Origin of the sequence: Comamonas testosteroni, from assembly GCF_030505195.1 — a bacterium.
Taxonomy (GTDB): Bacteria; Pseudomonadota; Gammaproteobacteria; order Burkholderiales; family Burkholderiaceae_C; genus Comamonas; species Comamonas testosteroni_G.
This window is the reverse complement of record NZ_CP129672.1, coordinates 4,641,527-4,654,422: the sequence shown is the minus strand read 5'-3', so window position 1 is coordinate 4,654,422 and position 12,896 is coordinate 4,641,527. Positions and strand designations below refer to the sequence as shown.

Sequence of the window (12,896 nt, the reverse complement as noted above, 5' to 3'; positions counted from 1 at the left end):
TAAGTCCTTAGCCGAAGCGGCCTGTGATGTAGTCTTCCGTTTCCTTGCGCTGGGGCTTGAAGAACATTTTTTCGGTGTCTCCAAACTCCACCAGATCCCCCAGATACATATAGGCCGTGTAATCGCTGCAACGGGCGGCCTGCTGCATGTTGTGTGTCACGATGACCACGGTGTAGTCGTTCTTCAGCTCCGCAATCAGCTCCTCGATCTTGGCCGTGGAGATGGGGTCCAGCGCCGAGCAGGGCTCGTCCAGCAGCAGCACCTCGGGCCTGATGGCAATGCCGCGCGCGATGCACAGACGCTGCTGCTGGCCGCCAGACAGGCCCGATCCGCTTTGCTGCAGCTTGTCCTTGACTTCATTCCACAGCGCAGCCTTGCGCAGTGCCCACTCCACGCGGTCATCCATGTCCGAGGCGTTGAGATTCTCGAACAGCTTCACGCCGAAAGCGATGTTGTCATAAATGGACATCGGGAACGGCGTGGGCTTCTGGAACACCATGCCGACCTTGGCACGAATCAGGGCCACATCCTGCTTGCTGGTCAGCAGGTTGTCGCCGTCCAGCATGATCTGACCTTCGGCACGCTGCTCGGGATAGAGCTCGAACATGCGGTTGAACGTGCGCAGCAGCGTGGACTTGCCGCAGCCCGAGGGGCCGATGAAGGCCGTGACCTTCTTCTCGGGAATATCGAGATTGATGTTTTTCAGCGCGTGAAACTTGCCGTAGTAGAAGTTCAGGTCGCGCACGGCCAGCTTGATGTTGGCGGGAGCAGTGGTTGCAGTCATGATCTTGAACTTTCGAATTACTTCTGGCGGGTGATGAAACGCGCCAGGATATTCAGACCCAGCACAGCCACAGTGATGAGGAAGACACCGGCCCAGGCCAGTTGCTGCCAGTTCTCATACGGGCTCATGGCAAATTTGAAGATGGTCACCGGCAGGCTGGCCATGGGCTTGCTCATGTCGGCATTCCAGAACTGGTTGTTCAACGCCGTGAACAGCAGCGGAGCGGTCTCACCAGCAATACGGGCCACGGCCAGCAGCACGCCGGTGATCACGCCGGCGCGGGCAGCGCGCAAGGTCACCATGAGGATGACCTTCCACTTGGGCGTACCCAGCGCATAAGCCGCTTCACGCAGGCTGGCGGGAACCAGCACCAGCATGTTTTCCGTGGTACGGATGACCACGGGAATCACGATCAGCGCCAGCGCGATCACGCCGGCCATGCCGGAGAAGCTCTTGAGGCGCACCACCACCACGGTATAGACAAACAGACCGATGACGATGGAGGGGGCCGACAGCAGAATGTCGTTGACGAAACGCGTGGTGGAAGCCAGCCAGCCTCTTTTGTCGTACTCGGCCAGATAGACCCCGGCCATCACGCCGATCGGCGTGCCCACGAAAGTGGCCATCGCCACCATCATCAGCGAGCCCCAGATGGCATTGGCAATACCGCCCTCCTCGTTGGGCGGAGGCGTCATCTGCGAGAACAGGGCGAAGTTCAAACCGCCCAGGCCCTGGCGAATGGTTTCCCAGAGAATCCAGACCAGCCAGAACACGCCAAACAGCATGGCTGCCATGGACAGGGTCAGCGCAAGCTGATTCAGGTGCTTGCGCTTGTTGTACCTGGCCTGGCGCACCGCAGCCAGATCGGCTGCGTCGAGCATTTTGGAGGAGGTGGAAGTCGGGCTCATGAGCGGGCTCCTTCGTTCTTCTGCAGACGGTTGAGCAGCAGCTTGGAGCAGGCCAGCACCACAAAGGTGATGAAGAACAGCACCAGACCCAGATAGATCAGCGACGCCTGATGCAGGCCCTCACCTGCCTCGGCAAACTCATTGGCCAGCGCCGAGGTGATGCTGTTCGCAGCCTCGAACACGGACAGGGAATTGAGCTGGTTCATGTTGCCGATCACAAAGGTCACGGCCATGGTCTCGCCCAGTGCGCGGCCCAGGCCCAGCATGACGCCGCCCAGCACGCCGGTCTTGGTGTAGGGCAGCACCACTTTCCAGACCACTTCCCAGGTCGTGGAGCCCAGACCGTAGGCCGACTCCTTGAGCAGCGCCGGCGTGACTTCGAACACATCGCGCATCACGGAGGCGATGAAGGGGATGATCATGATGGCCAGGATGATGCCGGCCGACAAAATGCCGATACCCACGGGAGGGCCGGAGACAAAAGCGCCCAGATAGGGCACACCGGTCAGCAGGTTCTGCAGAGGCTGCTGCACATAGGTGGCCAGCACGGGGCCGAACACCATCAGGCCCCACATGCCGTAAACAATGGAGGGAACTGCGGCCAGCAACTCGATGGCAGTGCCCAGAGGGCGCTTGAGCCAGGCGGGCGAGAGTTCCGTCAGAAACAGGGCAATACCGAAGCTCACGGGCACTGCAATGATGAGCGCGATGGCCGAAGTGGCCAGCGTGCCGTAAATCATGACCAGACCGCCGTATTGATCCTGCACGGGGTCCCAGACACTGCTGGTCAGAAAGCCCAGACCATATTCGGAGATGGCGGGCCAGGCACCGAAGATCAGCGAAACCATGATGGCCAGCAGCAGCACCAGCGTCAGAATCGCTGCGCTGCGTGCCAGACCACCAAACAAACGATCCGCCATACGTCCCGAGATCATCGGAGCACGTGGCGGAGAAGGAGAACGTCGCTTGGCGGCATCGGCGGGGGCTGCAGCCAGCGAACTGGAGGGCGACGTAGTGGACACGTGAGCGCCTTTATTCGCAAAGGGTTGAAACAAGCAGCGAACATACCGTCCGGCACGGCAGCCCGCTGCTCACTGATGGCACGAAATTACTTGGAAACGACCTTGCCCGAAGCGTCCTTGATGTCGTTCCAGGACTTGAAGATCACGTTCTTGACAGCGTCAGGCATGGGCACATAGTCCAGGTCGGCGGCAGTCTTGTCACCTTGCTTGTAAGCCCAGTCGAAGAACTTCAGCGAGGTGGCAGCCTGAGCAGGCTTTTCCTGAGTCTTGTGCATCAGGATGAAGGTGGCCGAGGTGATGGGCCAGGCGTTCTTGCCGGGCTGGTTGGTCAGGATCTGGTAGAAGCTCTTGGCCCAGTCAGCGCCGGCAGCAGCTGCCTTGAAGGTCTCGTCGTCAGGAGAGACGAAAGCGCCTTCCTTGTTCTGCAGCTGTGTGTAGGTCAGCTTGTTCTGCTTGACATAGGCGTACTCGACATAGCCGATGGAGTTGGGCAGGCGACCCACAAAGGCGGCAACGCCTTCGTTACCCTTGCCGCCGGCACCGGTGGGCCAGTTCACGGCCTTGCCCTCGCCCACTTTTTCCTTCCACTCGGCATTGACCTTGGAGAGGTAGTTGGTGAAGCCGAAGGTGGTGCCGGAGCCGTCAGCGCGGCGCACGGGAGCGATAGCGGCGTCAGGCAGCGCCACACCGGGGTTCAGTGCCGTGATGGCGGGGTCATTCCACTTGGAGATCTTGCCCAGGTAGATATCGCCCAGCACCTGGCCCGACAGCTTCAGCTGGCCGGGAGCCACACCCTTGATGTTGACCACGGGAACAATGCCGCCGATCACGGTGGGGAACTGAACCAGGCCCTTCTTGGCCAGCTCGTCATCCTTCAGGGGTTCATCGGAAGCACCGAAATCCACGGTCTTGGCTTCGATCTGCTTGACACCGGCGCTGGAGCCCACGGACTGATAGTTAATCTTGACACCAGTGGCCTTGTGATAGTCCGCAGCCCACTTGGAATACAGAGGAGCCGGGAAGCTCGCACCAGCACCTGTGGCTTCCTGGCTGGCGTTGGCAATACCCGCTGCAGACAGAGCACCAGCCACCAGTACGTGAATCAAGGACAACTTCATGAAACGACCTCTTAGGGTTGAAAGATTCGATGGAGTGAACTTTAAAAACCTTTTATGACAGCGTCGTGACATGAAAATTTCAAGGCGCAACCGAGTGAAAGACCGCCAGAGCGGTCATGCGAGTGTCATATTTCATTCGCAAACTGCTGAGCCTTGACCTACATACTCGGTCCCCGAGTAAAACCACAGGTAACAGCTTGTCGCAAGGCCGATGCCGGGCGCTGGCAATGTATGACATAGTCTGTCACACAGCGTGAGCACCCTCGGCGGCGGCCCGGGCCGGCAATACCTGCAAATACCTGACTTGGCAGAGGCTGAACTCTTCCACCTGATAGCCCGATGACGGCGCATATTGCATATTCCACTGCCCGATGCATGTGTCGTCAGCTCCCTCACGCTCATGCTCCACTCGTGCCCCAACCCGCATAACAACAACGCATTGATTGGCTCAGAAATGGCTCCTGAATCGCTGCTTGCCGCCGTAGACCTTGGCTCCAATAGTTTTCGCCTTGAAATAGGCCGCATCGGCTCGCATCAACGCATCGAGCGTGTGGAATATCTCAAGGAAACCGTGCGCCAGGGCAACGGCCTGAACTCGCGCCAGGAACTCTCGCGCGAAGCCATGGAACGCGGCTGGGACTGCCTGGCACGCTTTGGCGAGCGCCTCAGGGGCTTCGATGCCACGCATGTGCGCGCCGTCGCCACCCAGACCCTGCGCGAGGCCCTCAATGCCGACGACTTCGTGACGCGTGGCAGCCAGTTGCTGGGCTTTCCCATCGAAGTCATCCCCGGCGAGGAGGAAGCCCGGCTCATCTATCGCGGCGTGGCCAGCTCGCTGCCGCCCAGCCAGCAAAAGCGCCTGGTCATCGACATTGGCGGACGCTCCACCGAAATCATCATCGGCCAGCACAGCCAGCCCCAGCAAGTGGCGTCGTTCGCGCTGGGCAGCGTCTCCTGGAGCAGCCGCTTCTTCAGCGACGGCGCATTGAACAAGGCCAACTTCCAGGCCGCCGTTGCCGCGGCCAAGCAATGCCTGACCCAGGCCCAGTTCGCCTACCCGGGCACGGCCTGGGACTGCGCCTATGCCTCTTCGGGCACGGCCAATGCCGTGGCCGATGCCCTCACGGCACAGGGCCTGGATGGACAGGTGATCACGCCCGCCAAGCTGCGCCACCTCTACGAGATGCTGCTGGACATCGGCCATGTGGAGCGCCTGCGCATGCCGGGCCTCAAGGAAGATCGCCGCCCCGTGGTCGCAGGCGGCATCAGCGTGATGATGGCCGTGGTCGATCTGCTGGGCATTACCGAGCTGGAAGTCGCCCAGGGCGCACTGCGCCAGGGAGCTTTGCACGACCTGCTGGACCATGAGCCCCCTGCCGACAAGGAAGCGGCGGAAGTCGGCGCCCTGCAGCTGGACTTCGGCGTGGACGTCCCCCATGCCCAGCGCGTGCAGCGCATCGCCTGCGAGCTGTGCCGGCAAATCCTGCCCGGGGAAACCGCTGCGCAGAGCACCCAGGCCCTGGCCATTGCGGCGCAGCTGCACGAGGTGGGCATGCGCGTGGCACTGAGCGACTACCATCGCCACGGCGCCTATATCGTCGAGCATTGCGGTCTGGCCACCTGGGAGCCCGAGCTGCGCCAGCGCATCTGCCAGCTGGTGCTCGGTCACCAGGGCAAGCTGCGCAAGCTGGAAGACGCCATTGAGGAGCCGCAGCTGGCCCTGCCGCTGATGGCACTGCGCATTGCCGTGCAGTTGAGCCATACCCGCCGCGACCCCGACATGCAGGGCATACAGATCAAGCGCTCGGGCTCGGAATGCAAGCTCTCCACTCCTTCGGGCTGGATGCTGACCTACCCGCAGTCCGCCCGCCTGCTCGAAGAGGAAGCCATGGCCTGGAGCAAGACGCCCTGGAGCCTGAAGCTGCAGCTGCGTTGACGCGGCCGACCATGCGGGCGCCACATGGCAAAGACAAAGGGACTGCGAGGCAGTCCCTTTTTGGCATTCGGTCTTAAAAAGGAGAGCTGCAAGCGCTTGTCATATAAAGAACTCAGCATGAAAAGTATCTGAAGTCCTTTGCTAACAAGCGCAATCAGCTCCTTTTTTGATAACTCAGAGGCTATTGCCGCCGTAGCGCACCATCAGCGCCTGCTGGGCACCCTTGCCCTCCAGGGGACGCTCGGGTTTCTGGTAAGCACCCGAAGCGTCCAGCGTCCAGGCATCTCGGTCGTCGCCCAGATAGGCCACCAGGCACTCGTCGATCACGCGCTGGCGCAGCTTTTTGTCCAGCACCGGCCAGGCCAGCTCCACACGGCTGAGCATATTGCGATTCATCCAGTCGGCACTGGACAGCAGCAGCTCTTCTTCCTGGCCCCAGGCAAAGTAGAAGACGCGCGAATGCTCCAGGAAACGGCCGATGATGGAGCGCACGCGGATATTGTCCGTCACGCCCGGGCGCTGTGCCGGCAGCATGCAGGAGCCGCGCACGATGAGATCGATCTGCGCACCCTTGCGGCCGGCCTCGACCAGGGCGCGAATCAGGGGCTCATCGGTCAGCGCATTCATCTTGAGCACCATACGTGCCCTCTCGCCCCTCACCGCTGCGGCGGCCACCAGGCCGATCAGCTCCAGCATGCGGTTTTGCAAGTGGAACGGCGCCATGACCAGCTTTTGCAGCTTGGGCATGGTGTTGTGGCTGGAGAGGTGGCGAAATACCGCATCCATATCGGCCGTGATCTCGTCATCGCAGGTCAGCTGGCTGATGTCGGTGTACAGACGTGCGCTGCGGGCGTTGTAGTTGCCCGTGGAGAGATGGGCATAGCGCTTGAGCTGGTTGTTGCGCTTTTCACGGCGCGTGATGAGCAGCATCTTGGCATGGGTCTTGAGACCGACCACGCCGTACACCACCTGCACGCCCAGCGATTCCAGCTTTTCCGCCCAGTTGATATTGGCCTCTTCGTCAAAGCGCGCCTTGAGCTCCAGCACGGCCAGCACCTCCTTGCCGCGGCTAACGGCCTCGGCCAGCAGGCTCATGATCTCGGAGTCGATGCCCGTGCGGTAAATGGTCTGCTTGATGGCCAGCACCTGCGGATCGTTCACAGCCTCGCGCAGCAGCTCGAGCACGCCATCGAAACTCTCGAAGGGCTGGTGGATGATGATGTCGCTCTTGCGCATCTGCGCCAGGATGGAGCGGCCGGGCACGAGCTGCGTGGGCCAGGCCGGCTTCCACTTGGGAAACAGCAGGGCCGGGTCGTCGACCAGATCGATCAGCTGCATCTGGCGCACCAGATTGACCGGCCCCTTGACGCGGAACAGCGCCTCGGCAGGCAGGCCGTATTGCTCCAGCAGCAGGTCCGAAAGCACCACCGAGCATGAGGAAGACACTTCCAGGCGCACCGCCTGGCCGTAATGGCGGTGGTGCAGGCCCTGGCGCAGGGCCATGCGCAGATCCATCACATCGTCCTCGTCCACAGCCAGATCGGAGTGGCGGGTGACGCGGAACTGGGAGAACTCGGACACCTCGCGGCCCGGAAACAGCTCGGCCAGATGGGCGCGCACCACGCTGGAGATGCTGACAAACAGCTTTTGCTTGCCCGAGATCTTCTCGGGCAGGCGGATCAGGCGCGGCAAGACACGCGGCACCTTGACGATGGCCACTTCATTGGCCCTCCCAAAGGCATCCACGCCATTGAGACGCACGATGAAATTCAGGGCCTTGTTGGCGACCTGCGGAAAGGGGTGCGAGGGATCCAGCCCCACCGGCATCAGCAGGGGCTGCACCTCGCGCATAAAGTACTCGCGCACCCATTTGCGCTGCGCCACGGTGCGCTCGCCGTGCGAGACCAGGCGAATCGCATGCTTGTCGAACGCGGGAATGATGGCCTGGTTGTAGAGCTGGTACTGCTTGGCGACCAGGCCGTGGGCCGTGGTCATCAACCGCTCGAAGCTGGCGCGCGAGTAGGTGCCCTGCTCGTCGCCCACCTTGGCGGCCGAGACATGAGGGGCGCAGCGCACCTCGAACCACTCGTCGAGATTGGAGGACACGATGCACAGATAGCGCAAGCGCTCGAGCAGCGGCACATCTTCGCGCTCGGCCCAGCTCAGCACACGCTCATTGAAGACCAGAATGCTTTGATCGCGGTCCAGCAGCTCCAGAGTCGGCTCGATCACAGGCGGCATGACTTCCTCGTTCTTGGACGCCGCTCGGCGTCGGCGCGGCGCTTTAGCAGGGGCAGAAGAAACCGGTATCGCAGCGTCAGAAACGACACCGGGCACACCATGGTGCCCGGCCGCCCCGGCTTGCGCAACTGCAGCCGGTTCGCTCGCGCAGCTGACGAGCGCCGTCGTGCCTGGAGGCACCAGCGAGATGTGCGCCAGACCCAGGGACGCAGGTCCCGCTTCATGCGCCTGACTGTCGGTCTGCGAGGTCAATGGGGAAACTGCAGCCGGTTCCTGCCCTGAAGAAGAAGTGATGGAAGCGGAAAAAAAAGAGTCGGAACCAGGTACGGATTGGGACATGTGGCAGCAGCCTGCGAAAGCTTGAAGCGCCCCTGAGGGCATGTCCGCAGTCTGCCCATGGTTTGTGACAATTAGATGACCAAAAGATGACTGTCATCGTTGTTCATGACAGTCATCAGGGTTTACACAACTTCAGCTGGCCCTGACCACCTCGGCCAGACGCTCGGCACAGTTGCTGGCCATGTCTGCACTCCTGGCCTCGACCATGACGCGCACCAGGGGCTCGGTACCACTGGGACGGATCAGCACACGGCCGTCGCTGCCCAGCAGCTTCTCGACCGCTGCCTGCTCACCAGGCAGCTTGGCATTGCTCTTCCAGTCCTGACCAGGCTGCAAGCGCACATTGATCATGACCTGAGGGAACAGCTTGACCGACTCCAGCCACTGGGCAATGGTCTTCTTCGAGCGCACGCAGGCCTGCAGCACCTGCAGCGCGCTGACCAGGCCGTCACCGGTCGTATGCTTGTCCAGCGCCAGCAGGTGGCCCGAGCTTTCACCGCCCAGCTGCCAGCCCTTGGCGTTGAGCGCTTCCAGCACATAGCGGTCTCCCACCTTGGCACGGACAAAGCCCACGCCCTGCTCCTTGAGCGCTTGCTCCACCGCCATATTGGTCATCAGGGTTCCCGCCACCCCGCTGACCACGTCGCCGCGAGCCAGGCGATCGGCCGCCATGAGATAGAGCAGTTCGTCGCCGTTGTATAGGCGGCCTTGCGCATCGACCAGCTGCAGGCGGTCGGCATCGCCGTCCAGCGCCACGCCATAGTCGGCATTGTTGGCCCGCACGGCCCTGACCAGCGCTTCGGGATGGGTCGCGCCAACTCCCTCGTTGATGTTCAGGCCGTCCGGGGAGCAGCCGATTTCCACCACATTGGCGCCCAGCTCGTGAAAGACCTTGGGAGCAATCTGATAGGCCGCGCCATGGGCCGCATCCACGACGACCTTCAGGCCGCGCAACGAGAGGCTGTGATCGAAAGTGCTTTTGCAGAACTCGATATAACGGCCGGCGGCATCGGCCAGACGTCGCGCCTTGCCCAAAGAGGCTGAATCCACCCAGACGGGGTCCTCCTTGAGAGTGTCTTCCACATCCTCTTCCCAGGAATCAGACAGCTTGGTGCCCTCGGCACTGAAGAACTTGATGCCGTTGTCATAAAACGGGTTGTGGCTGGCACTGATGACCACCCCCAGGCTGGCGCGCTGGGCGCGCGTCAGATAGGCCACGCCCGGTGTCGGCAAGGGGCCAAGCAACATGACATCGACACCGGCAGAGTTGAAGCCCGACTCGAGCGCACTCTCCAGCATGTAGCCGGAGATGCGGGTGTCCTTGCCGATCAGCACCAGAGGACGCTCTTGCGTGCGGCGCAACACGCGTCCCACGGCATGCGCCAGGCGCAGGGCGAAGTCAGGCGTAATGGGCGACTTGCCCACCGTTCCGCGAATCCCGTCGGTGCCGAAGTACTGTCGTGCCATATTCTCGTTGTCCTTTTTCAGATTCAATACCCTGTCATCAGGCCTGCAGCGCTTGCGCATCTTGCATCGCCTGCCAGACTGCCAGCGCAGCCACCGTATCCTTCACATCGTGGACACGCACAATTTTGGCCCCACGTTCGACCGCCAGCAATGCCGCCGCGACGCTGGGCACCATGCGCTGATCCACAGGCAGGCCGCTCACCTGCCCCAGGGAGCCCTTGCGCGACCAGCCGGCCAGCAAAGGGAAGTCTAGGCCCAGCAGCTCACGCTGATGTGCAAGCAAGGCAAAATTTTGTACCACGCTCTTGCCGAAACCAATACCGTAATCCCAGGCAATGCGGGAGCGAGCAACGCCCGCATCGAGCAAAGGCTGCGTCACCTGCAGCAGAAAGTCCCGCACTTGAGCCACGGCATTGCCCTGCATATGCTCCAGGTGCATGTCTTGCGGAGTCTTGTGCATATGCATCAGGCACACGCCACAGTTGGCGTGCCTGCTCACCACCTCGAAGGCTCCGGGCTGGCGCAACGCCCAGATGTCGTTGATGATGTCGGCCCCCAGATCCAGCGACGCGGCCATGACTTCGGGCTTGTAGGTATCGATGGAGATGGGCACGTTGAGCTTGACGGCTTCGCGCAGCACGGGCAGAACGCGAGCCAGCTCGTCTTCGAGGCTCACAGCGGGCGAGCCCGGCCTGGTGGACTCGCCACCTATATCCAGAATATGCGCCCCTTGCTCCAGCAGCAGCTCCGCATGAGCCATGGCCTGAGATACACCGGCATGCCTGCCTCCGTCCGAAAAGGAATCAGGGGTCACATTCACAATGCCCATGACCTGAGGCTTGTCGAGCTGCAAGAGAAAACGCGAGGTCTGCCACTGTTGCGACATAAATCTTCCGATATCTGAGAGTGCAAAAACAAAAGGCCCCTGAGGGACCTTTTGTGTAGGAGGCTTGGCGCTCAAGCCGTGGTCGGCGAGGGCTCGGCATTCGATGCAGGATTGCCTCCCGAGGAATTGCCTCCATCCGATGAGGGGGGGTTGCGAGGCGTCCAGTCCTTGGGAGGACGAGGCTCCTTGCCGGCCATGATGTCGTTGAGCTGCTCGGAGTCGATCGTCTCCCAGTCCAGCATGGCCTTGGCCATGGCGTGCATCTTGTCGCTGTTGTCTTCGATCAGCTTGCGCGCCAGCGCATATTGCTCGTCGATGATGCGACGCACTTCGTCATCCACCTTCTGCATGGTGGATTCGGACAGATTGGAGCCTCGGCTGAAGGTACGGCCCAGGAAAGGCTCGCCCTCCTGCTCGGAGTAGACCATGGTGCCCAGCGCATCGCTCATGCCGTAGCGCGTCACCATGTCGCGGGCGATCTGGGTCGCACGCTCGAAGTCGTTCGACGCACCAGTTGTCATCTGGTTCATGAACACTTCTTCGGCGATACGTCCGCCAAACAGCATCGCGATCTGGTTGAGCATGTACTCCTTGTCGTAGGAGTAGCGGTCCTTCTCGGGCAGGCTCATGGTCACGCCCAGCGCACGACCGCGCGGGATGATGGTGACCTTGTGCACGGGATCGCACTTGGGCAGCAGCTTGCCGATGAGGGCGTGGCCCGCCTCATGGTAGGCCGTATTGCGGCGCTCCTCCTCTGGCATGACCATGGACTTGCGCTCGGGGCCCATGATGATCTTGTCCTTGGCCTTCTCGAAGTCCTGCATCTCCACGGTGCGTGCATTGCGGCGTGCCGCCATCAGCGCAGCTTCGTTGCAGAGATTGGCCAGATCGGCACCCGACATGCCGGGCGTGCCGCGCGCAATGATGGCGGGGTTCACGTCCTGGCCCACGGGAATCTTGCGCATGTGCACGTTCAGAATCTGCTCGCGGCCACGGATATCGGGCAGCGTCACATAGACCTGACGATCGAAGCGACCGGGGCGCAGCAAGGCAGCGTCAAGAATGTCGGGACGGTTGGTGGCCGCCACCACGATCACGCCGAGGTTGGTCTCGAAACCATCCATCTCGACCAGCATCTGGTTCAGAGTCTGCTCACGCTCGTCGTTGCCGCCGCCCATGCCGGCTCCGCGCTGACGACCGACGGCGTCGATTTCGTCGATGAAGATGATGCAGGGTGCGTTCTTCTTGGCGTTCTCGAACATGTCGCGCACGCGGGCTGCGCCCACGCCGACAAACATTTCAACGAAATCGGAACCCGAGATCGAGAAGAAAGGCACCTTGGCCTCGCCGGCGATGGACTTGGCCAGCAGCGTCTTGCCGGTACCGGGAGGGCCGACCAGCAGCAGACCACGGGGGATGCGGCCGCCGAGCTTCTGGAATTTGTTGGGGTCCTTGAGGAAGTCCACGACTTCCTTGACCTCTTCCTTGGCTTCATCGGCACCAGCCACGTCGGCAAAGGTGACGGTATTGCTGTTCTCGTCGAGCATGCGCGCCTTGGACTTGCCAAAGCTGAAGGCGCCGCCCTTGCCGCCACCCTGCATCTGGCGCATGAAGTACACCCATACGCCGATCAACAGCAGCATGGGGCCCCAGCTCACGAGCAGCGTCATGAGCAGCGAGCCTTCTTCACGCGGCTTGACGTCGAACTTGACGTTGTTGTTGATCAGGTCGCCCACCAGACCGCGATCGAGGTAGGTGGCTGTAGTGCGGATCTTGCGATCATCGGTGGTGGTGGCTACGACCTCGGTACCGCCGCCACCTTCCTGAATAGTGGCGCTCTTGATACGGTTGTTGCGCACCTGCTCCAGGAATTCCGAGTAGCCAACATGAGAGGCACCGCCAGCACCTCGGGTGTCAAACTGTTTGAACACCGTAAACAGCACCATGGCGATGACCAGCCAGACGGCGACTTTTGAAAACCACTGATTGTTCAAGCGGGGCTCCAATGGAATATTCAGACGTAAAGGCCCGGAGGGGACTCCAGACCTAGTTGAGGTTCATTTTAGGTGTTTCAAGCGCCAAGGACGCCTATTTCCCCCTATAGCGGCCATAGGCAAGGTATGGCCCTGCCGGCAATCGGCCCTAAGCCTGTGTTTTATCAAGGCTTTGCGCTATCAGTTTCACTGGTTTGGCGC

At 61.4% G+C, this 12,896-nt stretch carries 9 protein-coding genes; 1 reads left to right on the top strand and 8 read right to left on the bottom strand.

Going from position 1 to position 12,896, the window contains the following annotated elements; translation table 11 throughout:
• Positions 1-7 precede the first annotated feature (7 nt).
• The 4 genes from pstB to pstS form a co-directional block, all read right to left on the bottom strand.
• Entirely contained in the window at positions 8-784 is a 777-nt protein-coding gene (pstB, locus tag QYQ99_RS21470; RefSeq protein WP_302089929.1) for a phosphate ABC transporter ATP-binding protein PstB, read from the bottom strand.
• 17 nt (positions 785-801) lie between these two features.
• Complete coding sequence (pstA, locus tag QYQ99_RS21465; RefSeq protein ID WP_302089928.1) at positions 802-1,692, bottom strand: phosphate ABC transporter permease PstA; 891 nt, start codon at positions 1,690-1,692, stop codon at positions 802-804.
• Entirely contained in the window at positions 1,689-2,627 is a 939-nt protein-coding gene (gene pstC, locus QYQ99_RS21460) for a phosphate ABC transporter permease PstC (RefSeq protein WP_179627128.1), read from the bottom strand. Before pstC ends, pstA begins: the two co-directional genes overlap by 4 nt.
• Before the next feature lie 173 nt (positions 2,628-2,800).
• Positions 2,801-3,832, bottom strand: coding sequence for a phosphate ABC transporter substrate-binding protein PstS (gene pstS, locus QYQ99_RS21455; RefSeq protein WP_003080259.1), 1,032 nt, complete (start codon positions 3,830-3,832; stop codon positions 2,801-2,803).
• Between the two features lie 454 nt (positions 3,833-4,286).
• On the opposite strand from pstS, the gene QYQ99_RS21450 reads away from it, so the two are divergent.
• On the top strand, positions 4,287-5,768 hold the full coding sequence (locus tag QYQ99_RS21450) for a Ppx/GppA phosphatase family protein (protein WP_302089927.1): 1,482 nt from the start codon (positions 4,287-4,289) through the stop codon (positions 5,766-5,768).
• 174 nt (positions 5,769-5,942) lie between these two features.
• Here QYQ99_RS21450 and ppk1 read toward each other — a convergent pair whose 3' ends face one another.
• From ppk1 to ftsH, 4 genes are all read right to left on the bottom strand, one after another.
• Positions 5,943-8,009, bottom strand: coding sequence for a polyphosphate kinase 1 (gene ppk1, locus QYQ99_RS21445; RefSeq protein WP_302093237.1), 2,067 nt, complete (start codon positions 8,007-8,009; stop codon positions 5,943-5,945).
• Positions 8,010-8,480: 471 nt separating this feature from the next.
• The gene (gene glmM / locus QYQ99_RS21440) at positions 8,481-9,815 is read right to left on the bottom strand and encodes a phosphoglucosamine mutase (RefSeq protein ID WP_302089926.1); all 1,335 of its coding nucleotides are present in this window, start codon (positions 9,813-9,815) and stop codon (positions 8,481-8,483) included.
• A 37-nt stretch (positions 9,816-9,852) separates the two neighbouring features.
• Positions 9,853-10,701, bottom strand: coding sequence for a dihydropteroate synthase (folP, locus tag QYQ99_RS21435; protein ID WP_302089925.1), 849 nt, complete (start codon positions 10,699-10,701; stop codon positions 9,853-9,855).
• A gap of 71 nt (positions 10,702-10,772) precedes the next feature.
• Positions 10,773-12,695 carry an ATP-dependent zinc metalloprotease FtsH gene (ftsH, locus tag QYQ99_RS21430; RefSeq protein WP_034367419.1) on the bottom strand — a complete coding sequence of 641 codons (1,923 nt, stop codon included), beginning with the start codon at positions 12,693-12,695 and terminating at the stop codon, positions 10,773-10,775.
• Between the last annotated feature and the right edge of the window lie 201 nt (positions 12,696-12,896).